Raw genomic sequence first — 25,991 nt, 5'->3', positions numbered from 1 at the left:
TGCATACGCCCGCTACATGAGACGCGACGACCGGGACGACCCGTTCGGTGATATCTTCCGCGAGCTCGAACGGATGATGGAGGAGATGATGGGGGGTGCGGCCGCGTTCGACGGCGATCAGTCCGGATTCTCCTCGGAGACACACGTCGACGTCCACGAGACCGACGACGAGATCCGCGTCATCGCGGACCTCCCAGGCGTACAGAAGGGTGACATCTCCATCCAGTGCGACGGCGACGTCGTCACCATCAGCGCGCAGTCCGACCTCCGCGAGTACGACGAACGCATCCGCCTGCCGGGCAGCGTCGACGCGCGCTCCGGCGACGCCAGCTACAACAACGGCGTCCTCGAGGTCGGCTTCGAGCGCGTGGAGACGTCCACGAACATCGACGTGGAGTAGCGCGCCCACTGGCGCGATAACGCGACTGCTGGCGTCGGATAGCGCGCCCGCGGAATCAAGAAGCGACAAGAAGCGACGACAGCTATTCGTTCTCCGCCGTTCGCTCGACCAGCGCCGCGAGTCGGTCGTAGAAGTCCGCGTCGTACTTCGCTTCGTCGTCGATGGTCGGGCGCGCGTTCGTCTCGTTGACCACCGCGCGATTCTCGGTGACCAGGACGTCCACGCCGAGGAGGTCGACGCCGAGCGCCGCGGCCGTGTCCCGCGCGAGTTCCCGAAGCTCCGCGGGGAGGTCGACGGCGTCCGCGTCGGCGCCCCGGTGGACGTTGTGTTTCCAGCCCTCGGGCGCGCGCCGCTGGACCGCCCCCACGACCTCGCCGTCGAGCACCATCACGCGGTAGTCCGCGGCGTCCGCCACGTACTCCTGGACGAGGTAGGACTTGTCACCGGTCGCGCGATAGTCGTGCACGAGGTCGAGGTAGTCCGTCACCCCGGACAGCGAGTCCGCGTCGTGGACCTTCGTCACGCCGACCCCGCGCGTCGTCGAGTTCGGCTTCACCACCACGGGCGCGTCGAAGCGCTCGAACGCCGCGCGCACGTCGTCCTCGTCGGCGGGATTCGACACGTAGACGGTGTCCGGCACGGGGACGCCAGCGGCGTCGAGCGTGGCGAGCGCGCCAGCCTTGTTCCGCGAGCGCAGGACGTCCGCGCGGTCGTTCACCCACGGCACGTCCAGGAACGCGTCCACGACCCCGCCCTCCATCAGTCGACCAGGGTACACGAATCCGGCGTCGAAGCGCGCCGGGTCGAACGGCGGGTCGTCGAGCGGGGTGACGGACTCCCGGATGGAGACGTGTTCCGCCCGGACGCCGCGCTCCGCGAGCGGGTCGCGCATCCGCTGGAACGTCTCCGTGTCGTTGGCGACCGCCAGTCCGAGCATATCTGGTGGTTAGTTGCGCAGGTCTAAAAACCGCGGTTTGGGTACCGTCCCAACCGCGTACCCCAGCGCAACCGCTACAGACCACGAAAACCGAGAATGAAGTGAAGTCCGATTACCGAACGAGCAGTTCCTCGCCGCGCTCGACGTTGATCTTGCACGGCGGCGTGATCTTGTTGTACGCGCGTCGGAAGGCCTCCTTGACGGCTTCGGCCTGGTCGACGTCACACCACGCGGTGAACAGCTGCTGGTCCGGCCAGATGCGAGCGGCGGTGCCGACCGGGACGCCGAACGCCTGTCGCATCCCGTCGGAAACACGGTCTGCGCCAGCGCCGGTCGCCTGCTTGTTCTCCCGGATTATCTGGTGGGGGAACTTGCGGAGGGTCATCTTGTAGTTGCCCTCGCCGAGTTCCTTGATGAGGTGGCGGTTCGCGGAGAGGCGCGCGGCCTCCAGCGAGCCGTGGCGGAGCTGGCACTCCTCCTCGGGAGCGAGGCTGATCTGGACGGGGTAGTCGTCGGCGTCAGCCTGCAGGTCGCCCATATTGTGCTGTGCGATCTTCGAGCCCGGAATACCCGTAACGTAGTCGCGTCGGGTGTACGACGGCTTGTCGATCTTCCGGTACATGGAGGCCGGGTTCTCGGACATGGTTACTACTGTAGGCTCAGGCGTAGCGTTCGAATAAAGGCTTCGAACCAGATTCGTCTGTTCGTGCGTCAAACGGCGTCGCTGTCGCTTTCCATCGACGGCACCCCGAGTCGTTTTCTCGCGGACTGCTCCCCGGGGTTGTGGCCTCGCGTCGGTAGTAAACACTGCCGAGGACGGCGACCAGCGGATTCTCGTCGGGGAGACGGCAGACGGCGACCTGCTCGGCCCCCGACCCCTACGCGTCTCTCGGCCCTCCGTCTTCGATACCGGCGGGCCGCGCCGGGTATCCGTCCGTTTTAGCCACCGCAACTGGAACACGGTGTGTGACCTTCCTGGAGTTCGACGCGCTCCGCGACGCGCTCGCGGACGCCGACTTCGACCGACCGCCGGCGTTCGTCGCGAACGCCCACATCACCGGGCTGTCTGTGGCTCGCGCCCTCGACGCCCACGACGTGCCAGTCGTCGCGCTGGACCGCTCGGGCGACGGCGCCGCACCGCCGTCGGACGCGGTCGACTTCGCGGGCCGCGTCGCGTACCCGCTGGACGACCGCGAGCGGTTCCGCGAGAACGTCGAAACGCTCGCGGCGGAACTCGACCACGACCCCGTCGCGTTCGGCTGCATGGACGAGTGGGCGCTCGCGTTCGCCGAGACCGAACCCGAGGGCGTTCGCCTGCCGTTCGCGGACAGTGACGTACTCGACGCGGTGCTCGACAAGAGTTCGCTCTACCGGACCTGCGAGGAACTCGGCGTTCCCTACCCCGAAACTCACCGGCTCTCCGAGGTCGATGCTGACGAGGCCGCCGACGAACTCGGCTTCCCGCTGGTCGTCAAACCCGCTCGCAAGCGGGAGTTCGAGGAAGCCGTCGGCACGAACGTCATCGAGGTGGCGGACCGCGAGGAGTACCACGACGTCGTCGAGATGGCGAGGGAGACGGGCATCGAAATCATGGCCCAGGAGAAAGTACCAGTCGCTCGCGGCGAGGACTGCTCGCTCGCGTCCTACGTCCCCGAGGACGGTGCCCCGCTGGCCGTCGTCGGGAACGCTCGCGTCCGCGCACCGCTCGGATACGGAACGTCGTGTCTCGTCGAGCGCGTCGAACGCCCGACGGTCGAGGACCGCGCCCTCTCGGTCATCGAGGAAACCGGCTACCACGGCATCAGCGAGGCCGAGTTCGTCTACGACCGCGAGCGCGACGACTACGTGCTCCTCGACGTGAACACGCGCCCCTGGAAGTGGATCTCCATGCCCGTCGCGGCCGGCGCGAACCTCCCGATGGCGGCGTACGCCGACGCCACCGGTGCCGACTACGAGGCCGGCCCCATCACCGACGCGCGCTGGTGTTCCCTCGAGGACTACCTCCCGTTGCTCGCGAACGACGAACTCGCGGACGTGCTCTCGGCCGCTGACTGGCGGGCGCTGGCGTCCGGCGACTTCGAGCGGAGCGGCGACCTCACGACGGCGGTCTACCGACCGAGCGACCCGGCGCCGATTGCCCACCGTCTGGACGTGGAGTTCGGTGGTCGGGACTACTACTGTTCCTGCTGAACGCGCTCCGCGTGCTCCCCCGCTGAACCCACACCATCCCCCCTTCGCGTCACGTGTTGCCGGCGTCAGTGACAACACAACGACCCTGCCGGTAGCAGCCACGCTAAACGTCACCCCCGGGAAGGAAGACCAATGAGCGACCGGATGCGGCTCAACCTCTTCACGATGAACGCCGTGGAGCACGTCTCCGTAGGCTCCTGGCGGCTTCCCGGCGACCAGTCCCACCGCTACCACGACCGGGAGTACTGGACTGACGTCGCGCGGACCGCTGAACGCGGCGGCTTCGACGCCGTCTTCTTCGCCGACGTCCGCGGCATCTACGACGTCTTCGGAGACAGCCACGAACCCGCCATCGAGAAGGGCGTGCAGACGCCGTCGAACGACCCCGCGTACGTCGTTCCGGCGATGGCCGAAGTCACCGACAATCTCGGGTTCGCCGTCACGAAGTCGACGTCCTACAACCATCCCTATCAGCTGGCCCGCGAGTTCTCCACGCTCGACCACACCACGGACGGCCGCATCGCGTTCAACGTCGTCACCTCCTACCTCGAGTCGGCCGCCGACAATCTCGGCTACGACGAGCGCATGGACCACGACGAGCGCTACGACCGCGCCGACGAGTTCATGGACGTCTGCTACGCGCTCTGGGAGGACTCCTGGAACGACGACGCCGTCGTCCGCGACGCCGACGCCGGCGTCTACAGCGACCCCGAGAAGGTCGACCAGATAGACCACGAGGGCGAGTACTTCGACGTGCCCGGCCCGCACAGCGCCGAGCCGTCGCCCCAGCGCACGCCCGTCCTCTACCAGGCCGGCTCCTCGGACCGCGGCCGCGAGTTCGCGGCGGAGAACGCCGAGGCTGTCTTCGTCAGCCAGCCCACCGAAGAGGCCGTCGACGACTACGTGACGGACCTCCGTGAGCGCGCCGCCGACGCAGGCCGCGACCCTGACTCGCTGGCGTTCTTCCCCGGCATCGTTCCGATCGTGGGCGAGACCGAGGAGATTGCGAACGCGAAACACGAGGCGTACAAGGACCGCATCGACACCGAGGGCGTGCTCGCGCTCATCTCCGGCTTCGTCGACGTGGACCTCTCCGAACTCGACCCCGACCAGAAACTCGAACACATCGAGACGGAAGCCATCCAGGGCGTCGTGAACGCGTTCACGTCGAACGACGACCGCGAGTGGACGGTCCGCGAGGTGGCGGAGTTCGCCGGACTCGGCACCACCTCGCCGGTCGTCGTCGGCACCCCCGAGCAGGTGGCCGACGAGTTCGAACACTGGTTCCGGAACGTCGGCGTCGACGGCTTCAACGTCAAGGAAGTCGCGCGCCCGGACAGCCTGCAAGACTTCGTCGACCTCGTCGTGCCCGAACTCCGCGAACGCGGACTGCTCCGCGAATCCTACGAGGGCGATACGCTACGTGAAACGACGTTCGGCCGACGGCGACTCCCCGACGACCACCCCGCTAGACAGTAGTATCGCGCCAGGCAGTCGTCTTCGAGACAGTTCGAGGCGGGCAATCCGTGTCCGGGGGAAGGCAACCATTTTCCCCGTTCGCTGTGTCCCACCCACCGATGGCAGACACCGCCGAGGACGGCGACCAGCGGATTCCCGTCGGGGAGACGGCAGACGGCGACCCGCTATCCTTCCCCATCGTGGAGATGCTCACCGGGAGGGGGTTCGTCACGGGGAAGTCTGGGTCCGGGAAGTCGAACACTACGAGCGTCGTCGTGGAGGAGCTCCTGGAAGCCGGCTACCCCGTTCTCATCGTGGACACGGACGGCGAGTACTACGGCCTGAAAGAGGAGTACGAACTCCTGCACGCGGGCGCGGACGAGGAGTGTGACATCCAGGTCGGCACCGAGCACGCCCAGAAACTCGCGCACCTCGCCCTCGAGGAGAACGTTCCCATCATCCTCGACGTGTCGGGCTACCTCGACGAGGACGAGGCCGACGAGTTGCTCCGCGAGACGGCGCGTCACCTCTTCGCGAAGGAGAAGAAACTCAAGAAGCCGTTCCTGCTCGTGGTCGAGGAGTGCCACGAGTACATCCCGGAGGGTGGTGGGATGGGCGAGACGGGGAACCTCCTCATCAAGGTCGGGAAACGCGGACGCAAACACGGCCTCGGCGTCGTCGGCATCAGCCAGCGCCCCGCGGACGTCAAGAAGGACTTCATCACGCAGGCGAACTGGCTGGCCTGGCACCGCCTCACCTGGGAGAACGACACGAACGTCGTCAGGCGAATCGTCGGCAGCGACTACGCCGACGAGGTCGTCGAGTTGGACGACGGCGAGGCGTTCATCCAGACCGACTGGAGCGACGAGGCGGTGCGCCGCGTCCAGTTCAAGCGAAAGCGCACGTTCGACGCGGGCGCCACCCCGGGACTCGACGATTTCGAGCGCCCCGACCTCAAGTCAGTGAGCGGGTCGCTCACCGAGGACATCGAGGACATCACGAGTCGCAAGGAACAGGAGCGCGACCGAATCGCGGAACTCGAATCGAAGATTGAGAACCGCGAGGAGCGAATCGCGGACCTGGAGTCCCAACTCGAGACCGCACGCGACGTCTCCGCGGCAGCGCGGAAGATGGCGAACGCGCTCGCGCACGGCGACGGCGCGCCGCCCGAGGCCTACGAGTCCACGCTCCAGACGAAAAACGAGGAGATCGACCACCTCGAATCCCGCATCGAGGAACTCGAGGCGCGCGTCGACGGCGAACTCGGGACCGGTGGACCGGCGGACGACGACGCGAGCGGTGCCGACACGGAAGGAGACGGCAGCGTGGAAACCGACGACGGTACTTTGGGAGTGGGGGACGCGGAGGCGGACGGGAACGCGGAAGCGGACGGCGCTGCGGAGGCGGACAGCGCCGCGGAGGCGGACAGCGCCGCGGAAGCAGACGGCAACGCAGAATCAGACGACGGTACAGGGCCGGGCGGCGATGCGGAAACGGACGACGACACAGAAGCCGACGACGGCGACGCCTTCGTCTTCGACACCGACGACACGAGCGACGTCGTCGTCGACGCCGTCCAGGAACGCCTGCGGCGGCGTGGCGAGCGCGCGGCCTTGCAGAGCGGGGCCGCGGAAGGAGGAGCGAGCGAATCGAACGGCGAACGCGACGGCTACCCCGAACCGGAGACCGTCGTCGACCTGCTGCAGGCCGCGCCCGTCGTCTCGCGCGTGAACGCTGCGCGCCGCGACTCGAAGTGCAACGACGACGACGCGTGGACCCTCGTCTCCGACCTCGCCACCACCCCCGGCAGCGACGCCCACTCGCTCGCGGACACCGCCGACGTGGACATCGAAGCCGTGCACACCCTCCTCCGGGAACTCCGCACGCGCGACCTCGTCGTCCGCGACGGCGACCGCCAGTACTGGTTCGACGCCCAGGAGTTGCGGACGGTCGTCGAACGCGACGACCCCTCGAAGCCCCGCACGGAACTCAGAGACCAGTGGCGGACCTGACCCGGTTCGGTCGAAGGCAGTCACGTCCGGAGCCCCAACGCCTACCCTGCTCCCGACCGACGTCCCAGTATGGAGAACGAGAGCGGGACGTTCGACATCGGTGGCGAACTGTCCGTCAATCGACTCGGGTTCGGCGCGATGCGCATCACGGGCGAGGACATCATCGGAGCGCCCCAGGACGAGAACGAGGCCCACCGCGTGCTCCAGCGCGCGGTGGACCTCGGGGTGGACTTCATCGACACGGCTGACTCCTACGGGCCGGGCGTGAGCGAGCGCCTCATCGGGGAGGCGCTCGACGACGGGGACGCCGTCGTCGCGACGAAAGCCGGACTGCTGCGGAACGAGTCTGGGGACTGGCTCGCCCACGGCGACCCGGATTACATCCGAAACCAGGTGCTGTGTTCGCTCGACCGCCTCGACACCGACACCATCGACCTCTACCAGTTCCATCGCCCGGACCCGGACACGCCGTTCGAGGACTCCGTGCACGCGTTCGCGGAGTTGAAAGACGACGGCCTCGTGAACCACGTCGGCCTCAGCAACGTCTCCGTGGAGCAACTCGAGACGGCCCGCGACATCGTGGACGTGGCGACCGTGCAGAACTCGTACAACGTCGCTGACCGCGAACACGAGGACGTCCTCGAGGTCTGTGAGGAGAACGACATCGGGTTCATCCCCTACTTCCCGATGGGCGCGGGCGACCTCGGTGAAAAACGGGACACACTCGAGGACATCGCGGACGAACACGACGCGACCGTTCGGCAGGTCGCACTCGCGTGGCTGCTCGAGCACTCTCCGGTCACGCTCCCGATTCCCGGCACCGGCAGCGTCGACCACCTCGAATCGAACGTCGCCGCCAGCCAACTCGAACTGACGGACGACAACCTCGCGCGTCTCGACTGACGGACGACAACCTCGCGCGTCTCGACTGACAGCCGAGACCCGGCCCCGAGGTCTGTTTTATCTCCGAGGACTAGTTCGTTTCCGCGAGTGGCTCCCGTCGCCGACACCGGCTAGTGGCCGGCAAATCGTGCGACGGCACCAGCGATCAGCACCAGCGCACCGGTGATAAACGTCCCAGGAATCGGTAGCACGAACAGGAACGCACCGAAAGCCAACGCGAGCGTGGAAGCGCGCACACTCGGCCAAACGGCACATCGCCGGGTACGTCTTGTGGCCAACCAGTGCCGCGTTCCCCGGTATCCGGACGAAGCAGACGCGCCGAAGAGCGTCACCACTACGCGGAGAATATGGTTCCGCTGCGAGAACGGACGCGTCGCTGCGGAACGTGGAAAGTCAGAAAACTATACCTCCGCCGGCGCCCGAAGGCGCCGGGGGTTCACCAGATTACAGCCGCTCGAGGTTCGTCGCGCGCGGACCCTTGTCCGCTTCCTCGATGTCGAACTCGACTTCCTGACCCTCTTCTAGGTCAGGACCGCCGACGTCCTCCATGTGGAAGAACACGTCCTCGTCTGCGTCCTCAGTCTCGATGAATCCGTAACCGCCCGTGTCGTTGAAGAAGTCAACCTTACCGGTCGCCATTGCAACTGTACGAAGTGCCCCCACACTCATAACCTTTCCGAGGTTCGAATCGGACGCGGTGGCAGTCCGAGACGTGCTCTACTGACTTCTCTGTCGGTCTTTTCGGCCAAATTCTGCCGGCAGCCGCGAACAGCGCGGACAGCACGTCCCGCAGGTAGAGTGGACAGCACGCCCCGCGGATGGATCAGACAACACGCCACGCGAACGGAGTGAGCAGCCAACCACACGGACGGGCCGGCCGACGGACGGGGCGGCCGGGCTGCCCGCTCGCTACTCGACGTGGGACAGCACTTCCTCGCGGAGGTACTCGAGGTAGTCCTCGCGGCCGAACGTCTGTGGCCGGTAGAGTTCCACGTACCCGCTCCGGGACGCGGTCATCTTCACGTCCTCGCCGTCGTACTCGTACGTCAACCCGACCTGGTTCAGGTTCGAATCCGCAAGCATCCCATCGAGATCGTACTCGTTTCGCAGGTCCGACCCGTGAACCACGCCGGTCACCGGGTCGTCACCCGCGCCGTAGAACCCCGCCTGCCAGGGGCGCGCCGACCCGTGCGCTGTGAAGAACCCGTCCAGGTCGAGGGTCGCGCGCTCGACGTCCGTGTTCGTGTCCGCGCTAACGAGGTCGAACGCGAACTCGCCGTCGCCGCTCCCGACGACGACGAACTCGCCCGGCACGCCGACGAACTCCGTGTACCGCGTGCCCACCCGCGGGTCCTCTCGGACCTCGATTTCACCGTCCTCGATGGCGTGGGTCTCGCGCTCGCGAAGGTACTCCTCCGCCGCGCGCCCCGCGAACGCCATCTCGCCGGACGGCAGCGAGAACACGCCGCGTATCTCCAGTCGCCGCGCCAGTTCGCGGTCGCCGTCCGTCACCGAGTCCGAAAACGAGTCGACGACGTCGAAGTCGCCGTCGACGACGCCGAGTACTCCTGCTTGCACGGAGGGACGTATCCCCCCACGTAATTTAACAGTTAACTCTCGCCGGAACCGCGGTCCGCGAGCGCTCCTGCTGACTACTGCTGCATCATCCGCTGGACGCGCGTGACGACGCCGCTCGCCCCGTGTTTCATCGACTCCTGCATCTCTTGCTGTCGGAAGTAACTCGCGAACGCGAGCAGCGTCGGGGGCCACAGACCGACGAAGATTCCCTTCAAGCGCTCCCCGCGCACGTAGAAGTAGAACCACGAGAGCGCGACGGACGCCACCGACGCGAGGACTATCGGGTCCGTTCCAGTTCGTTTGGTCGCTTCCATCGTCTCCTCCCTGGCCCTGCTCTGCTGTGCCATGAACGTTGCGTCGACACCTGAACACTTCGTTATGAGGCGTCTGCGTGACGAAACCTCGTCCATCTCTGAGTAAGCCGGCGTGACAGCGCGTAAGCCAGTCGTACCGACGAACGAGGCGACAGCCCAATCACTCCTCTTGCTTCCACTTCCCGGCTTCGCCCTTACGGAACTCCCCCATCGCCTCCCGGTCCCGCGGCCAGAACGCCACCACGAACACGACCGCGTAGAACGCGCCGACAATGCCCACCACGACCAACCCGGAGAGGGACGCGATGGCCGCCGTCGAACGCCACGACTCACCCGGGACGAACGCCGTAATCCGGAACACCCAGGCCGCGAGCAGGACCACCAGCAACGCCAGATACACCCGCCGCAGGCGGTTCCCCACGGCCTCCACCATCGACACCTTCAGCGTCGGTTTCCGATAGTCGTGGCTGAGCTCCGCACGCCAGTCCTCGTGGACCACGCCCTGCGTTGGGTCGAGCGCGTTCGCGAGCAGGTTCTCCTGAAACAATCGCACGCGCGACCGGTACACGTCGTAGTCGCGGTACCGGCGGGACTCGATGAGGAGGAATATCGCGACCGCTGCCACGCCGACGAGGATGACGTAGTGGGGGTTGTCCGAACTCGAGAACGCCCACGTCAGAATGGCCGCCATCACCGTCACCGCCCACGTCGTCGTCTGGTCGAGGCGCGACCGCCACGTCGTCTCCCGGTCTAGCTCCCCGCGGTACGCGTGCCCCAGAATCGACGTCATGTCCCCGACGTCGCCGACGATGTCCTCACCAAGTTCCGCGTGCTCGGGCGACTCGGAGCCAGACTTCTCGCTCTCCCCAGCCATACTGTCCGTTCGCCAGCAATCGGCAAATCGGTTTGGGCGACGTGTGTGAAATGAAACTGCCTCAGAGACGGCCAGCGTACCACGGCGAGCGCGAGGTCGACCGAAGGGGAACTCGACTCACGCGAGCGGACCGCTGGCCCGCGAGCAGGTCGCATCGACGGCTGCTACACCGACAATCCGAACCAGCCGCTCACCGAAGTGACGAGTCGGTCGGCGCCTGCCAGCGCCACACAAGAGATGAAAGCGGTAGTGCCGAGTTTCCCGCCCGCGCCGACGAACGCCGGAGCGACGACGATGAAGACGAGGCCACACAGCGCCCCAGCGAGTCCGACCCAGACCTCTCTCCCCAGTCGCTCGCGCGTCGACATCCCGACGAAGGATGCACAGAAAGCAACGACCGCCAGCGGCCCGCCGACGTCCGGAACGACGACCGGCAACGCTAGCTCTGCCGCGAGGCCGACCAGCGCCGACCCGAGGACGGCGCCGAGCCCGCAGCGAATGCTCAGAACGGCGGTGACCACGGCAGCGACGGCAGCTACCGGCACTGTGAGCGCGGCGTCACTCCACTGAACCCCGGCTGTAGTGGCGTAATCGATACCCAACAGCAGTCCAGTCGTACTGCATCCGAACAGCGCAAGCGTGCCGAGTTTGCCGCCGAATCCGGCGAACGCCTCTTTTGCGGCGACGAACGCCACCCCCGAAACCAGGCCCGCTGCAAACACGAAGCCAACAGACGGGAACACCGCCGGCGACGTCATGCCGACGAACGACCCGCAGTACGCGGCGGTATCGACGTCGGGAGTTCCGAGGCCAGCAGCGACGCCAACCAGCGCCGACCCAAGAACGGGCCCGAAGCCTGCGTGAACACTCAAGACGTACGTAAGGCCAGCCGCGACTGTGACCGCAAAGGCGTCGGCAGCGTCACTCGACTCGAAGGGTGTCGCGTCGAGGCTATCGAACGTGCTCCGACGTTCGACGGTTGCAGTTACAGCACCGACTAACACCAGACCCCCACTAAACCCCACACCGGCGAACGAGACGTGCGTCGGTTCGACAACTGCATTCCCGAGCAGTACTGTCGCTGTGACGAGTAACACGACGTAACCGACGACTCGAACTGCCCGCTGCACGGCCCCTTCTCAACAGATGACGCGTGAAAACGTTGCGAATCGCGACAGCGTCAAGCAACTACCGTCGGTGATTCGATGGACGTCGTTCTCGAGATGCTGGACTGACCCGTAACCGACCAACTTCCGACGCCGCTCTCCGATACAGTAAGGGGGAATTGAACATCACCGCTATCGGCCATTCTCTTCGATGTGCTCGTCATCGTCGTTGATAGATACTCGAGGATACGCTCGTCCGCGATAACCACAACGGCTAGCATACCGCGGCGATCGAAGCAAGACGAGGTTTCACCGGGCGTGACCGAAGGGAGCGCCCGGGACGTTTTTCCCCAAGTTTTTGCGAGGAGTGGTTCTGAGCGAACGCAGTGAGCGAAGAGCCCGACGAGGAAAAAGTGGGTGAGTGCCGCCTCCCGGATTGTGAACTACGCCGAGACGTTCCGGGTCGCTCACTCCGTTCGCTTCCCGGGCTTGCGACTCGTCTCGTTCAAATCGCGGTCGGAACACGTTCTGGATTCGAACACTCCTCGCTACGCTCGTCGTTTAGAATCACAGAAGTGCCGCCTCCCGGATTTGAACCAGGGACAGCTCGATCTTCAGTCGAGTGCTCTCCCAGTCTGAGCTAAGGCGGCTCGCATCCCGACCGATGCGGACGACAGAAAAAAGGATTTCGAATCGCCAGCCGACTCACTCCATGGACTCGCCGCACGTCGGGCACGCTGATTCGCCGCCGGTGCTGTCGAGGTCTGCTGGCTGCCCAGTCCACCCGCAGATCGGACACTGGACGGGGTTGGACGCTGTCATCGTGGGATGGTGTCTCTCGCGCCGGAAAAGGGTGGTGTCGAGTGGCGGCTTCGACGGCTCCATGTCGAGACCCCGAACGGGGCTTGTTTTCCCCATCAAAACCACCACGGTATAAAGTCATAAAGGGCCGCAGATTCGAAGCGGTGTGATATGGCAGATGGTGACACGGACAGTGGTAGCCAGTCGCGTCGAGCGTTCCTGACCAGCGCCGGCGGAGCCGCTGTGACGACGATGATCGCGGGTTGCTCCACGCAACAGGGACAGACAGAGACGTCCGAACCGGAGACGAGTGAGGACGGAACCACGGACGGGGCCGACACCAGTGAACCAGCCGAGAACCAATCGCCGCCGGACGAGTTCCCGGTGAGCATCACGCAGGGGAAGATGCCGACCACGCTAGACCCGCACGACCACCGGGACATCCCGACGGACATCGTCATGCGGCAGTCCTACGAGGGCCTGTTGAGCCGTTCGCCGGAAGGGAAGATCATCCCGATGCTCGCGACCGAGTGGGAGCGCAAGGAGAAGGGGCGGGTGCGCTTTACGATCCGAGAGGGCCCGACGTTCCACAAGACTGGCAACGACCTCACACCCGACGACGTTGCGTACACCATCAATCGCATCGTGGACAACGACGTCGGCTTCACGAGCCCCCAGCAGGGGCAACTCGCCGGCGTCACGGGCGCCGAAGTGGTGGACGGCCAGCGCGCCGTGGACGTACACTCGGAGGGGTTCAACCCGCTCGTCTTCGCCGAGTTCGCCATCTACTGCGACGTGGTGGAGAAGTCGTGGGTGGAAGAAAAAGGGAAGTCCTACGTCGCACAGCACATGAACGGCACCGGGCCGTTCGTTCAGACCGACTTCGAGAAGAACGTGCGCGTCGTCTTCCAGCGCAACGAGGACTACTGGCGGGAGCCCGCTGCCGTCTCCAAGCTCACGATGAACAGCGCGTCGAAGCCGAGCGTGCGCGTGAACCAACTCGTCGCCGGCGAGACCGACCTCGTCGTGAACGTCCCGCCACAGTCCGTCTCCCGCGTCGAGAACTCCGACGCGTCGGTCTCCGCGGTCGGCAGCACGCGCGTCCTCTACAACGGGATGAAGTCGACCGTCGAGCCGTTCTCCTCCGCGAAGTTCCGGCGCGCGATGAACTACGCGGTCGACCTCCAGAGCATCGTGTCCAACGTCCTGCAGGACTTCGGCGCGAAAACCAGCCAACCCACGCTGAACTCGTTCTTCGGGCACGACTCCGACCTGGATCCGTTCCCGCACGACCCTGGGAAGGCCGAGCAACTGGTCGAGGAGAGCGGGCACGCCGGCGCGTCCATCACGCTCCACACGCCCGCCGGACGCTACCTGAAGGACGTCCAGATCGCTCGCGCCGTCGCGAACATGATCGATAAGCTCCCGAACGTCACCTGCGAGGTGAAACAGCGGAACTTCCAGTCGCTCGCGACGAGCCTCGTCGACTCGGACATCACGACCGGGCCGGACTTCTACCTCATCGGCTGGGGGAACGCGACGTTCGACGCGAGCCAGACCATCAACCCGACGCTGACCAGCGACGGCTCGCTCACGTCCTACAAGAACGAGGAGCTCGACCAACTCCTCGCGGACGCCAACAGCACCGCGAAGAAGGGCGAGCGGGAGGACCTCCTCCAGCAGGCGAACACGCTGTGCCGCGAGGAGGCGCCGTGGATATTCCTCAACCGCCAGTACAGCGTCTACGGCGCCTCGAGCCGGATTCAGTGGGAGCCCCGGAACGACGAGCGAATCGACGCGTACGCCATCACGCCAGCCCAGTGAACACCGATGGGATACGCACGCTTCCTGGCGAAACGAACGGTACAGGGCGTGCTCGTCGTGTGGACTGTCGTCACCGTCGTCTTCGCGCTGCGGTACGTCACGCCGGGCAGTCCCGTGACGTTCATCGCGCCCCTGGACGCCGGCCCCCAGTTGCGACACCAGATAGCCGTCGAGTACGGCCTGAACCGCCCCATCTACGTACAGTACCTGGACTACGTCTGGGGGCTGCTCCACTTCGACATGGGCCAGTCCTACGCCGCGAACACCGCCGTCTCGGCGCAGGTGCTCAACGCGCTCCCGGTGAGCGTCGAGCTCGCGGTGTCGGCCACCGTCGTCGCGATGGTGTTCTCGATTCCGCTCGGAGTGGTGAGCGCGACGAACCGCCACGAGCCGGCGGACTACGGCGCGACGGTGCTCTCGCTCGGCGGCATCTCGACGCCGAACTTCTGGCTCGGATTGATGCTGACGCTCCTGCTGGCCGTGCAGTTGAACGTCTTCCCGACCGGGACGATGGCGAAGATAAACGGCAACACCGTGCTGTTCGTGGACGCGCTCCGCCACCTGCTCGTCGGAGAGACCCGGTGGATGGTGGCGTGGCTCGCCCACATGACGCTGCCGGCGGTCACGCTCGGGACGTACTTCACGGCGCTCGTGACGCGGCTCACGCGCTCGGGGATGCTCGAGGAACTCGGGCAGGGGTACGTGAAGGCGCTGCGCGCGAAGGGCCTGCCGGAGTCGCTGGTCCGCTACCGACACGTCCTGAAGAACACGCTCATCCCCATCATCACGGTGCTCGGCCTCCAGCTCGGCACGCTCATCGGGGGCGCGGTCATCACGGAGCGGGTCTTCGACCTGCCGGGGCTGGGCAACCTCCTCATCAACGCCATCAAGTCCCAGCACTGGATGATACTCCAGGGCTGTCTCATCGTCATCAGCGCGGGCTTCGTGGTCGTGAACACCGCCGTCGACGTGCTGTACGCGTACGTCAGTCCGGAGGTGACCGTCGAATGACTCGACGACAAGCGCCAGCGCGACGTCCGTCGCCGGCGGGGTGGTCGCGGTGATCTCACCGCGCACCCGCCGGAACCTCGCGCGCGAGTTCCGACGGAGCGCGCTCGCGAAGGTCGGCGTCGGCCTGTTCGGGGCTATCCTCTTCGTCGCCGTGTTCGCGCCGTTCCTGGCGCCCCACGACCCGACCGCCCAGCACCTCCAGCGGAAACTCCTCCCGCCGATCGGGCTCAGCGCGGAGCGCGTGGTGACCTCGACGAAGATGGTGGACGGGTCCGTCCAGGTGGTCAAACAGACGAAGCAGATCGAGGCCACGTGGGCGTACCCGCTGGGCACGAACGCGCTCGGACAGGGCGTGCTCTCCCGCGTCATCTACGGCGCGCGCACCTCGCTGCTCGTCGGCCTGCTCGGCGTCGCTGTCGCCGCCATCATCGGCGTGCCGGTCGGCCTGGCCGCCGGCTTCTACGGCGGGAAGGCCGACGACGCGCTGATGCGCGCCGCGGACGTGATGCTTGCGTTCCCGTCGCTCGTGCTCGCCGTCTCGCTCGTCGGCCTGTTCGGCACCGCGACCGTCGAGATACCCGACCCGTGGGTGGCACTCGGCCTCGCGCCCGAAATGCCCGCGACGTTCACGCTCCCGGGAACGGTCGTGCTCGTCGTCGGCCTCGTGAACTGGGTGTGGCTCGCGCGCATCGCGCGCGGCGAAGCACTCACGGTCTCGGAGTCCGAGTACGTGAAGGCCGCGCGCAGCATCGGCGCGAGCGACCTGCGTGTGGTCGCGAAACACGTCCTCCCGAACGCAGTCACGCCCATCCTCGTGCTCGCGACGACGCAGGTCGCCGCCATCATCCTCCTCGAGAGTTCGCTGTCCTACCTCGGCTTCTCGGGCACCACGCTCTCCTGGGGCTTCAGCATCCAGAGCGGGCAGGAGTACCTCGCCGGTGCGTGGTGGATCGCCACCTTCTCCGGCGTCGGCATCGTGCTCGCGGTGATGAGCGTGAACTTCATCGGTGACTGGTTCCGCGACGCCCTCGACCCCGGCGTCGAGGGGGAGGGCGGCGTATGAGCCAGGACCTGCTCCGCGTCGAGAACCTCTCGACGCGCTTCTTCACGGAGGAGGGCCAGGTGAACGCCGTCGAGGACGTCTCCTTCTCCGTCCGTGACGGAGAGGTGTTCGGCGTCGTCGGCGAATCCGGGTCCGGAAAGAGCGTCACCGCGCTCTCCCTGCTCGACCTCGTGGAGAACCCGGGCCGCATCACGAGCGGCGAGATCTGGTACCGGAACCCCGAACTCGCTGACGCCTACGACGGCGAGTTCGTGGACGGCGACTACGTCGATGTCGTCCGACTCCCCGAGGAGGGCCGCCGGTCGCTCCGCGGTCCGTCGTTCTCGATGATATTCCAGGACCCCATGAGCAGCATGGACCCAGCAGTCACGGTCGGCGAACAGATCGCCGAAGCCGTGGAGGTCCAGCGCCGCGCGAGCGCGAACCCGCGGTCGACGCGCGCCAGAACCCAGGGGTACGGCCTCGGGTCACTGCTGCTGGACGGCGTGCTCCCTACCCGGGGGTACGTCTCCGAGGAGTCCTGGGACCGCGCGGTGTCGCTGCTCGACCAGGTCGGCATCCCGGACGCCGAGGAGCGCGCCCGCGAGCACCCCCACGAGTTCTCCGGCGGGATGCTCCAGCGCGCGATGATCGCGCAGGCGCTCGCCGGCGAACCAGACCTGCTGGTCGCCGACGAACCGACGACCGCGCTCGACGTCACCATCCAGGCCCAGATCCTCGACCTCCTGGGCGACATCCAGGCCGAACGCGACATGAGCATCGTGCTCATCACGCACAACCTCGGCGTCATCGCGCGGATGGCCGACCGCGTCGGCGTGATGTACGCCGGCGAGATCGTCGAACGCGGCACGCTCTCAGACGTGTTCGACGACCACGTCCACCCGTACACGCAGGGGCTCCTCGAAAGCGTCCCGGACCTCGACGACCCCGACGACCGCCTCGAACCCATCGAGGGGAACGTGCCGAGCCTCCTCGACTCGGAGATGGGCGACGGCTGTTACTTCGCGGACCGCTGCCCGAAGGCGATGGAAGAGTGCCTCGACAAGCCCCCGGAGTTCGACTGCGGCGGCAGCGAGGAGCACGCCGCGAAGTGCTACCTCGCGGACCACCCGTACGACGAGTCGCAGGCGCTGCACGACGACCCCGCGGCGGTGTCGGAGACGGTCGAGGATGCCGGGTCGACCGAGGACGGCGAGACGACCGAAGACGCAGACACAGCGGGAAGCCCGGAACCGGCCGCGGACAGCGAGGGGGTGTCGACCAGTGACTGACCCCCTACTGTGCGTCGAGGACCTCGAGAAACACTACTACGAACGCGGCTCCCTGCTCGACACCGTACTGCGCCGCGACGCGACCGCCGTGCAGGCCGTCGATGGCGTGAGCTTCGACGTCAACGAGGGCGAGACGCTCGGCCTCGTCGGCGAGTCCGGCTGTGGGAAATCCACCACGGGCGAGACCGTGCTCCGACTCCGCGAGCCGACCGGCGGCACCGTCGAGTTCGACGGCGAGGACGTCTCGGCCCTCTCGGGCGACGACATGACCGCGTTCCGGCAGCGTGCCGGCATCGTCTTCCAGGACCCACACGGGAGCCTCGACCCGCGCATGACCGCCGGCGAGATCGTTCGCGAACCGCTCGAGGTCCACGACGTGGGGACGCCCGCAGAGCGCGACGAGCGCGTCCGCAACCTGCTCGAACGCGTCGGCCTGTCCGCCGACCAGTTCGACCGCTACCCCCACGAGTTCTCCGGCGGCCAGCAGCAACGCGTCGGCATCGCCCGCGCGCTCGCGCTCGAACCTGACTTCCTCGTGCTCGACGAGCCCGTGAGCGCACTCGACGTGAGCGTGCAGGCCCAGATTCTGAACCTCCTCGACGACCTCCAGGAGGAGTTCGGACTGACGTATCTGTTCATCGCCCACGACCTCTCGGTCGTCCGCCACATCTGCGACCGCGTCGCCGTCATGTATCTCGGCGAAATCGTGGAGACGGCGCCCACGCGCCAGCTGTTCGACGACCCGAAGCACCCGTACACGCAGGCACTCTTAGAGAGCGTGCCACGGCCCGATACCGACGAAGCCGACCGCGACATCCACACGCTCGCCGGCGACGTCCCGTCGCCGCGCGACCCGCCCTCGGGCTGTCGGTTCCGGACGCGCTGCCCGAAGGTCATCCCGCCCGAAGACCTCGACATCGACCAGGAGGCGTTCCGCGACGTGATGGACGTCCGCGACCGCCTGACGCGCGGCGAACTCGACGCCGACGACGTCGAAGACAGCGACGCGTGGCACGACCACGTCTCCCGGGACGTGCCCGCCGCGGCCGCGGACGCGCTCTCCGAGGCGTTCGCCGCGCTCGCCGACGGCGACGAGGACGCCGCCCGCGACCGCCTCCGCGAGACCTTCGAGAGCGTCTGCGAGCGCTCGAACCCGGGCCTCGCCGGCGACAGCCGCGCCGCCTGCCACCTCCGCGAATAGCCGGTTACCGGCTTCGCTATGCGCTCGCTCGCGCCGACCGACGACTGGCTATCGAGGCCGAGCGCGGGGTTTCAAGTCCGCGCCGCTCATCGCTTGCACGCACCCGATGGCCGACAGCGATTCCGAGGGCGGACTGCTGCAGACGCCGCTGACGAAACTCCGGGGCTGGCTCGTCCCGCGACTCGAAGCCAGCGACCGGGTGTCGGCGGAGGCCACGGCGCTGCTGGACGAGTTACTGAGCGCCGACCGCGACCCGGAGCGAGCGACCGAGAAACTGGATGCGTGGGTCGAGAAGCGGAAGTGAGCGGCGTCCGGCGTAGGCACACTCGTTACGGTGACCTTTTACGCCGACGGCGTCTCCGGTCTCCCGTGGGGAATCGACCCCGCGTATGGTTTGGCGGTCCTCTTAATCACGGGACCGCGTTCACGGAGCGCGTGCCCACGTGCTCCGGCCTGCTACACTTGTGAGTGGTATCTACGGGCAGACGGATCCGCCAACGGCCACGGAGCAAACGTCTTTACACCGGACTCTGGAGGGAATAGACGAGAATGGCGAGACCGCAAGGTCGTAGCTCACTAGGGATGAGAACGTCGGCGCGCTGGGTGCAGCAGTTAGAGGAACGGATACTCGAACACCTGGCTGAAGATAGCTGGTCGACGCCGCGATGGATCGGCCGTATCCCGGCCACGTCCAGCACACGGCCGACCCGAAGTGGCCGATCATCTTCTCGATGTGGGTGGCGCAGCAACAGGAGGTTCAGCGGTTGCAGAATGAGGGAAAAGAGGACGAACCTGCGCTAGAATGAGAGTCAGAACCGGGCAACCCGCTTCTCTTTCGTCGATGATGACTTCACCCGATGGTCGCGCCGGGTACACTTCCAGATACCTGCTGCTAATTGCTCGAAACCTCTCCCGTAGTTCCGGCCTTGATAGGAATACCAGACGAATCCGCATTCCGGACACGCATCCGGACAGTATTTCATGCAAGGACCACCTCGAAAACGGCCCTGTAGTCGGCGTCATCGAAGTCTGCCAGCGCTCGCTCTAATGCCGCTTCCAGTTCGGCCAACTCCGAAATCACCTCGGTGTAGCGAACGGCCTCCTGTGAACCAGGGGTCAATGTTTTACTTTCGAGTGTGGCGCGCTCTCGGGCGAGAGTGTAGTACTCGCCGAGTAGTTTGTCGTACGTTGCCCGCCGGTGAAGCGATTCGACGGTGGAGCGAAAGTCCGCTTCCGCAATCGGACTCGCCAGCGTATCATCGAATACGGAACGTTTTCCAGCGGCTGATTGTGAGGGGTCCGTCCTCGTAGAGAGGATTTTCGTCGACGCTTCTGTGCCGCATATCTTGGCCGCCACTTCCTCCGCACAGCACTCGGCGAGCCCCTCGTCGAGAATCGCGACACTCGTTTCAGCAGTGTGTTTCTCGATAGCTTCGCGTCCACAGAGAGCAGACTGGGCTGTGCAGTAATCAGGCAACCATCCATCGTACTGCGACACGGTATCGCTGTCTGGATGTGCGATTAGCACCGGCCGCGCGGGAGGGTGCTGTTGGGCCGGTGTGGGCATGCTTTCGACGCCAAGTGTCATTGCTACTCATCTTACTCTTCGCGGCCCAGGTCCTGAGAAGATGCTAACTATTCCATTAACGCACTCGCTGGCGAGGCCCTAACTGTTTAAACGAGAGCAGAAACTAATCGAGAACGCTCGAAACGACCGTTTCGAGGGCTATTCGGAGGTGACGGTGGAAGGTCGGTGGCGAAACCCCGAGTGATTCAGCGATTTCTTCACCGGTTTTGTCTCGCGGCCACTCGAAGAATCCGCCCTCCAAGGCAACTTTGAGCGCCCTGTGCTGGGGGTCTGTTAGTTCACCGATCACCTGCTTGTTGAGACTATCCGTGTTCTCGTCCGCTACCTCCTTCCGGCTGAGAAGTTCCGCATTCGGATGGTTCGCTTCACACGTCTCCATAAACGACCGGACGTCCGTTGACTGTGGCAATTCGAGCGTGATTTCGGCTTCTGTGGATGTCGCGGTGAGGGCAGTAATCGTCGCGCCTTGTTCGCCAAGGAAACTCAGGCCGGAAAGTTCTGTCAGAACGAGTCCGAAGAGTTCTCCACCGTTAGACGACCGCATTCGTTCGATGGATTCGACAGTAGGGAATTCTTGCAGCGCTTCGACCACGGTTTCGGGGTCGCTGTTCGAGGCGACAAAATACACCAACCAATTCCCGTCTGCCCGAGGAAGAAGAGACTCGACACGAAGTTCACAGTCGGCTTTCGCCGCGGTGTGTGTGAAAACACCGTTCGAGCTCGGAATTTCGATTGTCAGTTCCAGATGGCTATTGGCAAGAAGAGCTTCTTTGCGTTGTATTGCGTTGATGGCGTTCCCAATCGTGTTGCTTAGTTCTCTCAAGACAGACCGTTCTTTGTCCGAGAAAGAATCGGGATAGGCAGCGTACACCTCGAGAACGCCGTATGTAGTTTCACGGAACTGAATGGGCAAGCTCACCAGTGAACGATATCCGGCATTGAGCGTTTCTTCTCGCCACTTCGTCTCGGGGAATCCCGTTAGAACATTCTCAGTGAATACCGGCTCGCCCGTCTGCACCGCCCGCTCAGCCGGAACGAGCGGGTCGGAATCTCGGTCAGCGGTGAGCAATTGATCGATGAACATCGAATCCTCGCCACTCGATGTGTTCATCGTGAGGGCATCCGTTTGCGGGTCGACTGCACCAAACCAGGCTAGACGGTAAGCTCCGGCATCGGTAAGCGCGTCACAAACAGCAGCCTCCACCTCTCTTCGGTGGGTCGATTGTACCAGTGCCTTGTCGACTTTCCGGATGGTTTTGGTTATGCGGTTGACCTCCGAGAGTTGCTCATTCGTGTGTTCCAGGTCTTCTTGTTTTTCGATGAATTCTCGTTCCCGCTTCACTCGATCGAGTGCCGCCTCGACGTTCGCTGTGAGGATTTCCAGTAGTTCGATGTAATCTTCAACAGTCCCATCGTTGGATTCAGTTGCTGCCAGAATGACCCCGTGGTCGCTGAGCGGAATGAAGACTCGAGTTTGGATCGACGAATCGGGGTTGTACATTTCCTGACGTGGTGGTGACTCATCGAACGTCCGCATCTCCCCCGAAATGAACACGTCCCACATCATACTTTCACCCCCGCCTAATGTCGGCAAGCCGTGGTCATAGCGGGCCGTTATAGATTCGGTGGCGTCACCAGGTCTGAGAACCCCAGTCTCCTCGTCCCAGAGGTAGAGGGCAACGTCGGAAAATCCGAGGACGCTGTTTGCACAGTCGACAGTAGTTGTAGCGATTTTGTCCGCTGTTTCGCTACGCATCAGGTCGCGAGTTGTTTCGTGAATCGTCTTGAGGCGGTTCTTGTACTTCTTGTCGTCCGTTATATCCCGAAAGTAGACGGACAGGCCCGTTTCAGAGGGGTATGCGTGGACGTAGAACCACGTGTCCATCGGGGGGAAGTACTCCTCGAACTCGACTGGTGACTGCGTCTCGACCGCACGTCGGTATTCTTTGTTGAATCTGAGGTCGGTCGCTTCCGAAAACTCCTCCCAGATATTTTTTCCAACGAGGCCGGTTTGGGACGGATCGAGTAGTTCGGTCGCTCGCGAGTTGAGGTACGTGAATTCCCAGTCCGAGTTTAGAACAAAGAACGCATCGGTCACTCGGTCTAGGGCCTGTTTAGTATCTTCGGGGACATCTGGGGAACCTGGACGCTCTCCAGAGTTTTCCTCATCAGGTGGAGCCATCCTCTATTCTATCCCGGTATAATCTTGCCCGGTTGTTAACTCCTTCTGGAAACTTAAGAATCCAAAGTTGTTCGGGACGCCAGCAGCTTTCTTGACTCCATCTCGGGAGTCACCTGCCTCGCGCAGTTTATCGCGTTCTGTTTAGTCACGTCGTACTCGACGTTACAGGTGAAGAATCACGGCGTCGCCGGTTCGTCCTCAGCGGTTCAATTGGGTTTTCTGCACGAATGCGATGGCTCCGGATTCAAATCTAGCTCCACTACAACCACACCACTTTCTCGCGCTCGCTGCTGGGCTGACACGGAATACTGGCCGAGGGAGTGCTCTCTGAAGGTGTGCCAGTCCTCCCAGCCGCCAAAGGTCATCACCAGGCCGGGCTCGACCTCCCGCTCGCGGAGTAGCGTCCCCCCAGGGTTCAAACCGTCCTCACGAATTCACACACGCGGCGCTCGCGGAGGAGTGCCGCGAGAAGTTCATGGGTCCGGGCGGATTCGAACCACCGACCTCGGCCTTGTAAAGGCCGCGTCATAACCAACTAGACCACAGACCCACGGCCGAATCCAGCCGATGCGCGGGCAAAACCGTTTCCCTTCGGCGGAACGACCAAACCCAAGCAGGCCGTACCGCCCAATATGGCGACGCGCGTGTTCGCGGTGCTCGGCCTCGCGTTCCTCGCAGCGGTGGCGTTCGTCACGGTCGGACTGACGCCAGACACGGGAGCGACAGTCGTCGTAGAAACCGACAGCGACGAACACGTCGTGGACGTGATGGTCGCGGACGACTCCCGGGAGCGCTACACGGGGCTGAGCGACACGGAGTCACTCGGGCCGAACGAGGGGATGTTGTTCGTCTACCCCGAAGCCGGGAATCACACGTACGTGATGCGCTCGATGTCGTTCCCCATCGACATCGTCTACATCGGGGCGGACGGCAACATCACGTCGATCCACCACGCGCCCGTGGAGGCGGACAACCAGAATCTGACGGGGTACTCGGGGTACGGGAAGTGGGTGCTGGAGGTGCCGTACAACTGGACGGTCGAGCACGGCGTCGAGGTCGGTGACGAAGTGCGCATCGAGAGACAGCAGAACGAAACGACCGGGTGAGCGAGCGCGAATGGGAGCCTCCGACGGAACAACACCGAGCGACCGCGTCCAGAGACGAGCGGCGAGTTTCAGGCATGTTTCGGTTCGTAGGAACATCTTTTTGACAGGGGGAAGCTTTTGCTGAGGGGATGAGTACAGCTATCGAAGACGACGACCCCTTCGAGGACCAGCGGGAAGCGGTCGACAACGCGATGTACCGCCTGTTCGACGAGTACGGGCGGGACAACTCTTTCGCGGCGGTGGTCAGCATCGTGGCGAGCATCGTTGCCCGCGTCCTCGACCTGGTTCCCGCGGTCATGCTGGGGTACGCCGTCGACGCGTTCACGCGTGGGCAGACGTTCCTGCCGTTCCTCCCGGCGTCCCTCCGTCCCGCGACGCGGACCGGCGAACTCTATCTGGCGGGGGGCCTCATCGCCGGGGCGTTCCTGGTGGGTGCAGGCTTCCACTGGCTCCGCAACTGGGGCTGGAACTCCTTCTCCCAGCACATCCAGCACGCTGTCCGAACCGACACGTACGACAAGATGCAGCGCCTGAACATGGACTTCTTCGCCACGAAGCAGACCGGCGAGATGATGTCCATCCTCTCGAACGACGTGAACCGCCTTGAGCGGTTCCTCAACGACGGCCTGAACTCCGCGTTCCGGCTGTCCGTGATGGTCGTCGCGGTCGGCGGCATCCTCTTTTACTTCAACTGGCAACTCGCCCTGATCACGATGCTGCCGGTGCCCGTCATCGCGGTGTTCACCTACCGCTTCGTGGACAAGATCCAGCCGAAGTACGCTGACGTCCGGTCTTCGGTCGGGCAGATGAACTCCCGCCTGGAGAACAACCTCGGCGGCATCCAGGTCATCAAGACGTCGAACACCGAGTCCTACGAGTCAGAGCGCGTGGGCGACGTCTCCAAGGGGTACTTCGACGCGAACTGGGGCGCGATTACGATTCGCATCAAGTTCTTCCCGGCGCTCCGCATCATCTCCGGCATCGGGTTCGTGCTGACGTTCCTCGTCGGCGGCTACTGGGTCATCGCGGGGCCGCCGCTGTTCATGTCCGGCACACTCACCGCCGGCGAGTTCGTCATCTTCATCCAGTTGAGCCAGCAGTTCATCTGGCCGATGGCGCAATTCGGCCAGATCATCAACATGTACCAGCGCGCTCGCGCGTCCAGCGAACGCATCTTCGGGTTGATGAACGAGCCCTCGCGCATCGAGGAGAACCCGGACGCGAGGGAACTCGAGGTGAACGAGGGGCGCGTGGAGTACGACGACGTCACCTTCGGCTACGACGAAGCCGAGACCATCGTCGAGGACGTCTCCTTCGACGTCGACGGCGGCGAGACGCTCGCGCTCGTCGGGCCGACGGGCGCGGGGAAGTCCACCGTCCTGAAACTCCTGATGCGGATGTACGACGTGGACGACGGCGAGATCCGCATCGACGGAACGAACATCTCGGACGTGACGCTGCCGAGCCTCCGACGACACATCGGCTACGTGAGTCAGGACACGTTCCTGTTCTACGGCACCGTCGTGGAGAACATCAAGTACGGCACGTTCGACGCCGACGAGGAAGCGGTCGTCGAGGCCGCGAAAGCCGCGGAAGCCCACGAGTTCATCCAGAACCTCCCGAACGGCTACGACACGAAGGTCGGCGAACGCGGTGTGAAACTCTCGGGCGGCCAGCGCCAGCGCATCGACATCGCGCGAGCCATCCTGAAGGACCCCGAGATTCTGGTGCTCGACGAGGCGACGTCGGACGTCGACACGGAGACGGAGATGCTCATCCAGCGCTCGCTGGACCGTCTCACGGAGGACCGCACGACGTTCGCCATCGCGCACCGACTCTCGACCATCAAGGACGCCGACCAGATCGTCGTCCTGGAGGGCGGCGAGATTGTCGAGCGCGGCACGCACGAGGACCTCTTGCACGCGGAAGGGCTGTACGCCAACCTCTGGGGCGTGCAGGCCGGCGAGATCGACGAACTCCCGGACGAGTTCATCGAGCGGGCCGCCGCGCGCTCTGCGCGCATGGACGGCATCGAGGAAGAGGAGGCCGAGGACTGACGCGCGACGCGGTGTCACCGCCCGGTCTTTTCGTCCACTCGTTCCCCGTCATTTCGTCCACTCGTTCCCCGTCATTTCGTCCACTCGTTCCGCCCGCTCTTTTCGTTCCGCGTCG

At 64.8% G+C, this 25,991-nt stretch carries 24 protein-coding genes and 2 tRNA genes; 14 read left to right on the top strand and 12 right to left on the bottom strand.

Annotated features, from left to right (window positions below; translation table 11 throughout):
- The first annotated feature begins 16 nt into the window (after positions 1-16).
- Complete coding sequence (locus LT970_RS01275) at positions 17-400, top strand: Hsp20/alpha crystallin family protein (protein ID WP_232687155.1); 384 nt, start codon at positions 17-19, stop codon at positions 398-400.
- An 82-nt stretch (positions 401-482) separates the two neighbouring features.
- Here LT970_RS01275 and LT970_RS01270 read toward each other — a convergent pair whose 3' ends face one another.
- Together LT970_RS01270 and LT970_RS01265 are read right to left on the bottom strand one after the other, a co-directional pair.
- On the bottom strand, positions 483-1,337 hold the full coding sequence (locus tag LT970_RS01270) for an ATP-grasp domain-containing protein (protein WP_232687154.1): 855 nt from the start codon (positions 1,335-1,337) through the stop codon (positions 483-485).
- A 112-nt stretch (positions 1,338-1,449) separates the two neighbouring features.
- Positions 1,450-1,980 (bottom strand): 50S ribosomal protein L16, encoded by a 531-nt coding sequence (locus LT970_RS01265; protein WP_232687153.1) that lies wholly within the window; start codon positions 1,978-1,980, stop codon positions 1,450-1,452.
- 323 nt (positions 1,981-2,303) lie between these two features.
- Between LT970_RS01265 and LT970_RS01260 the strand changes: the two genes are divergently transcribed.
- The 4 genes from LT970_RS01260 (at position 2,304) to LT970_RS01245 (ending at position 7,900) form a co-directional block, all read left to right on the top strand.
- A complete protein-coding gene (locus LT970_RS01260; RefSeq protein WP_232687152.1) occupies positions 2,304-3,527 on the top strand; it encodes a carboxylate--amine ligase in 1,224 nt (407 codons plus the stop codon).
- 132 nt (positions 3,528-3,659) lie between these two features.
- Complete coding sequence (locus tag LT970_RS01255) at positions 3,660-5,006, top strand: LLM class flavin-dependent oxidoreductase (protein ID WP_232687151.1); 1,347 nt, start codon at positions 3,660-3,662, stop codon at positions 5,004-5,006.
- A gap of 98 nt (positions 5,007-5,104) precedes the next feature.
- Positions 5,105-6,997, top strand: coding sequence for a helicase HerA domain-containing protein (locus tag LT970_RS01250; RefSeq protein WP_232687150.1), 1,893 nt, complete (start codon positions 5,105-5,107; stop codon positions 6,995-6,997).
- Between the two features lie 69 nt (positions 6,998-7,066).
- On the top strand, positions 7,067-7,900 hold the full coding sequence (locus LT970_RS01245; RefSeq protein WP_232687149.1) for an aldo/keto reductase: 834 nt from the start codon (positions 7,067-7,069) through the stop codon (positions 7,898-7,900).
- Between the two features lie 444 nt (positions 7,901-8,344).
- Here LT970_RS01245 and LT970_RS01240 read toward each other — a convergent pair whose 3' ends face one another.
- From LT970_RS01240 to LT970_RS01215, 6 genes are all read right to left on the bottom strand, one after another.
- Positions 8,345-8,539, bottom strand: a complete 195-nt coding sequence (locus tag LT970_RS01240) for a cold-shock protein (protein WP_232687148.1) — start codon at positions 8,537-8,539, stop codon at positions 8,345-8,347.
- A gap of 270 nt (positions 8,540-8,809) precedes the next feature.
- Positions 8,810-9,478, bottom strand: coding sequence for a hypothetical protein (locus tag LT970_RS01235; RefSeq protein WP_232687147.1), 669 nt, complete (start codon positions 9,476-9,478; stop codon positions 8,810-8,812).
- A 74-nt stretch (positions 9,479-9,552) separates the two neighbouring features.
- Complete coding sequence (locus LT970_RS01230) at positions 9,553-9,825, bottom strand: hypothetical protein (RefSeq protein ID WP_232687146.1); 273 nt, start codon at positions 9,823-9,825, stop codon at positions 9,553-9,555.
- A 127-nt stretch (positions 9,826-9,952) separates the two neighbouring features.
- A complete protein-coding gene (locus tag LT970_RS01225) occupies positions 9,953-10,666 on the bottom strand; it encodes a DUF2270 domain-containing protein (RefSeq protein WP_232687145.1) in 714 nt (237 codons plus the stop codon).
- A 164-nt stretch (positions 10,667-10,830) separates the two neighbouring features.
- Positions 10,831-11,796, bottom strand: coding sequence for a hypothetical protein (locus LT970_RS01220; protein ID WP_232687144.1), 966 nt, complete (start codon positions 11,794-11,796; stop codon positions 10,831-10,833).
- 552 nt (positions 11,797-12,348) lie between these two features.
- A tRNA-Phe gene (locus LT970_RS01215) sits at positions 12,349-12,422 on the bottom strand.
- A gap of 322 nt (positions 12,423-12,744) precedes the next feature.
- On the opposite strand from LT970_RS01215, the gene LT970_RS01210 reads away from it, so the two are divergent.
- The 7 genes from LT970_RS01210 (at position 12,745) to LT970_RS14735 (ending at position 19,749) form a co-directional block, all read left to right on the top strand.
- Positions 12,745-14,397: an ABC transporter substrate-binding protein gene (locus tag LT970_RS01210; RefSeq protein WP_232687143.1), complete on the top strand. Its 1,653-nt coding sequence runs from the start codon at positions 12,745-12,747 to the stop codon at positions 14,395-14,397.
- A gap of 6 nt (positions 14,398-14,403) precedes the next feature.
- The gene (locus LT970_RS01205; protein WP_232687142.1) at positions 14,404-15,408 is read left to right on the top strand and encodes an ABC transporter permease; all 1,005 of its coding nucleotides are present in this window, start codon (positions 14,404-14,406) and stop codon (positions 15,406-15,408) included.
- 49 nt (positions 15,409-15,457) lie between these two features.
- Positions 15,458-16,471, top strand: coding sequence for an ABC transporter permease (locus LT970_RS01200; protein WP_232687141.1), 1,014 nt, complete (start codon positions 15,458-15,460; stop codon positions 16,469-16,471).
- Positions 16,468-17,742 carry an ABC transporter ATP-binding protein gene (locus LT970_RS14660; RefSeq protein WP_349292227.1) on the top strand — a complete coding sequence of 425 codons (1,275 nt, stop codon included), beginning with the start codon at positions 16,468-16,470 and terminating at the stop codon, positions 17,740-17,742. The genes LT970_RS01200 and LT970_RS14660 overlap by 4 nt, the downstream gene beginning before the upstream one ends.
- Entirely contained in the window at positions 17,735-18,943 is a 1,209-nt protein-coding gene (locus tag LT970_RS14655; protein WP_349292226.1) for an ABC transporter ATP-binding protein, read from the top strand. Before LT970_RS14660 ends, LT970_RS14655 begins: the two co-directional genes overlap by 8 nt.
- A 106-nt stretch (positions 18,944-19,049) precedes the next feature.
- Positions 19,050-19,247, top strand: coding sequence for a hypothetical protein (locus LT970_RS01190; RefSeq protein ID WP_232687140.1), 198 nt, complete (start codon positions 19,050-19,052; stop codon positions 19,245-19,247).
- A 346-nt stretch (positions 19,248-19,593) separates the two neighbouring features.
- The gene (locus tag LT970_RS14735; protein WP_489886103.1) at positions 19,594-19,749 is read left to right on the top strand and encodes a DUF8156 family protein; all 156 of its coding nucleotides are present in this window, start codon (positions 19,594-19,596) and stop codon (positions 19,747-19,749) included.
- 3 nt (positions 19,750-19,752) lie between these two features.
- On the opposite strand, the gene LT970_RS14685 is transcribed toward LT970_RS14735, so the two are convergent.
- The 4 genes from LT970_RS14685 to LT970_RS01175 all read right to left on the bottom strand — a co-directional run bounded on the left by LT970_RS14685 (position 19,753) and on the right by LT970_RS01175 (position 23,263).
- The gene (locus LT970_RS14685) at positions 19,753-19,926 is read right to left on the bottom strand and encodes a hypothetical protein (RefSeq protein ID WP_432419602.1); all 174 of its coding nucleotides are present in this window, start codon (positions 19,924-19,926) and stop codon (positions 19,753-19,755) included.
- Positions 19,923-20,531: a HalX domain-containing protein gene (locus LT970_RS01185; protein WP_232687139.1), complete on the bottom strand. Its 609-nt coding sequence runs from the start codon at positions 20,529-20,531 to the stop codon at positions 19,923-19,925. The genes LT970_RS14685 and LT970_RS01185 overlap by 4 nt, the downstream gene beginning before the upstream one ends.
- Before the next feature lie 103 nt (positions 20,532-20,634).
- On the bottom strand, positions 20,635-22,713 hold the full coding sequence (locus LT970_RS01180) for a bacterio-opsin activator domain-containing protein (RefSeq protein ID WP_269785472.1): 2,079 nt from the start codon (positions 22,711-22,713) through the stop codon (positions 20,635-20,637).
- 476 nt (positions 22,714-23,189) lie between these two features.
- Positions 23,190-23,263, bottom strand: a tRNA-Val gene (locus tag LT970_RS01175).
- A gap of 82 nt (positions 23,264-23,345) precedes the next feature.
- Between LT970_RS01175 and LT970_RS01170 the strand changes: the two genes are divergently transcribed.
- Both LT970_RS01170 and LT970_RS01165 read left to right on the top strand, forming a co-directional pair.
- Positions 23,346-23,819 carry a DUF192 domain-containing protein gene (locus tag LT970_RS01170; RefSeq protein WP_232687137.1) on the top strand — a complete coding sequence of 158 codons (474 nt, stop codon included), beginning with the start codon at positions 23,346-23,348 and terminating at the stop codon, positions 23,817-23,819.
- Positions 23,820-23,947: 128 nt separating this feature from the next.
- Positions 23,948-25,876 carry an ABC transporter ATP-binding protein gene (locus tag LT970_RS01165; RefSeq protein WP_232687136.1) on the top strand — a complete coding sequence of 643 codons (1,929 nt, stop codon included), beginning with the start codon at positions 23,948-23,950 and terminating at the stop codon, positions 25,874-25,876.
- Positions 25,877-25,991: the final 115 nt, after the last annotated feature.

Origin of the sequence: Halobacterium zhouii (assembly GCF_021249405.1) — an archaeon.
Lineage (GTDB): Archaea > Halobacteriota > Halobacteria > Halobacteriales > Halobacteriaceae > Halobacterium > Halobacterium zhouii.
The sequence above is the reverse complement of the archived record's forward strand: the minus strand, read 5'-3'. Positions and strand labels throughout refer to the sequence as shown.

Bases quoted from the DNA above. Each gene is read 5' to 3' on its own strand.
- LT970_RS01275 (WP_232687155.1), top strand. From the start codon at position 17: ATGAGACGCGACGACCGGGACGACCCGTTCGGTGATATCTTCCGCGAG.
- LT970_RS01270 (WP_232687154.1), bottom strand. From the start codon at position 1,337: ATGCTCGGACTGGCGGTCGCCAACGACACGGAGACGTTCCAGCGGATG.
- LT970_RS01265 (WP_232687153.1), bottom strand. From the start codon at position 1,980: ATGTCCGAGAACCCGGCCTCCATGTACCGGAAGATCGACAAGCCGTCG.
- LT970_RS01255 (WP_232687151.1), top strand. From the start codon at position 3,660: ATGAGCGACCGGATGCGGCTCAACCTCTTCACGATGAACGCCGTGGAG.
- LT970_RS01250 (WP_232687150.1), top strand. From the start codon at position 5,105: ATGGCAGACACCGCCGAGGACGGCGACCAGCGGATTCCCGTCGGGGAG.
- LT970_RS01245 (WP_232687149.1), top strand. From the start codon at position 7,067: ATGGAGAACGAGAGCGGGACGTTCGACATCGGTGGCGAACTGTCCGTC.
- LT970_RS01240 (WP_232687148.1), bottom strand. From the start codon at position 8,539: ATGGCGACCGGTAAGGTTGACTTCTTCAACGACACGGGCGGTTACGGA.
- LT970_RS01230 (WP_232687146.1), bottom strand. From the start codon at position 9,825: ATGGCACAGCAGAGCAGGGCCAGGGAGGAGACGATGGAAGCGACCAAA.
- LT970_RS01225 (WP_232687145.1), bottom strand. From the start codon at position 10,666: ATGGCTGGGGAGAGCGAGAAGTCTGGCTCCGAGTCGCCCGAGCACGCG.
- LT970_RS01210 (WP_232687143.1), top strand. From the start codon at position 12,745: ATGGCAGATGGTGACACGGACAGTGGTAGCCAGTCGCGTCGAGCGTTC.
- LT970_RS01205 (WP_232687142.1), top strand. From the start codon at position 14,404: ATGGGATACGCACGCTTCCTGGCGAAACGAACGGTACAGGGCGTGCTC.
- LT970_RS14660 (WP_349292227.1), top strand. From the start codon at position 16,468: ATGAGCCAGGACCTGCTCCGCGTCGAGAACCTCTCGACGCGCTTCTTC.
- LT970_RS01190 (WP_232687140.1), top strand. From the start codon at position 19,050: ATGGCCGACAGCGATTCCGAGGGCGGACTGCTGCAGACGCCGCTGACG.
- LT970_RS14685 (WP_432419602.1), bottom strand. From the start codon at position 19,926: ATGAAATACTGTCCGGATGCGTGTCCGGAATGCGGATTCGTCTGGTAT.
- LT970_RS01185 (WP_232687139.1), bottom strand. From the start codon at position 20,531: ATGACACTTGGCGTCGAAAGCATGCCCACACCGGCCCAACAGCACCCT.
- LT970_RS01180 (WP_269785472.1), bottom strand. From the start codon at position 22,713: ATGGCTCCACCTGATGAGGAAAACTCTGGAGAGCGTCCAGGTTCCCCA.
- LT970_RS01170 (WP_232687137.1), top strand. From the start codon at position 23,346: ATGGCGACGCGCGTGTTCGCGGTGCTCGGCCTCGCGTTCCTCGCAGCG.
- LT970_RS01165 (WP_232687136.1), top strand. From the start codon at position 23,948: ATGAGTACAGCTATCGAAGACGACGACCCCTTCGAGGACCAGCGGGAA.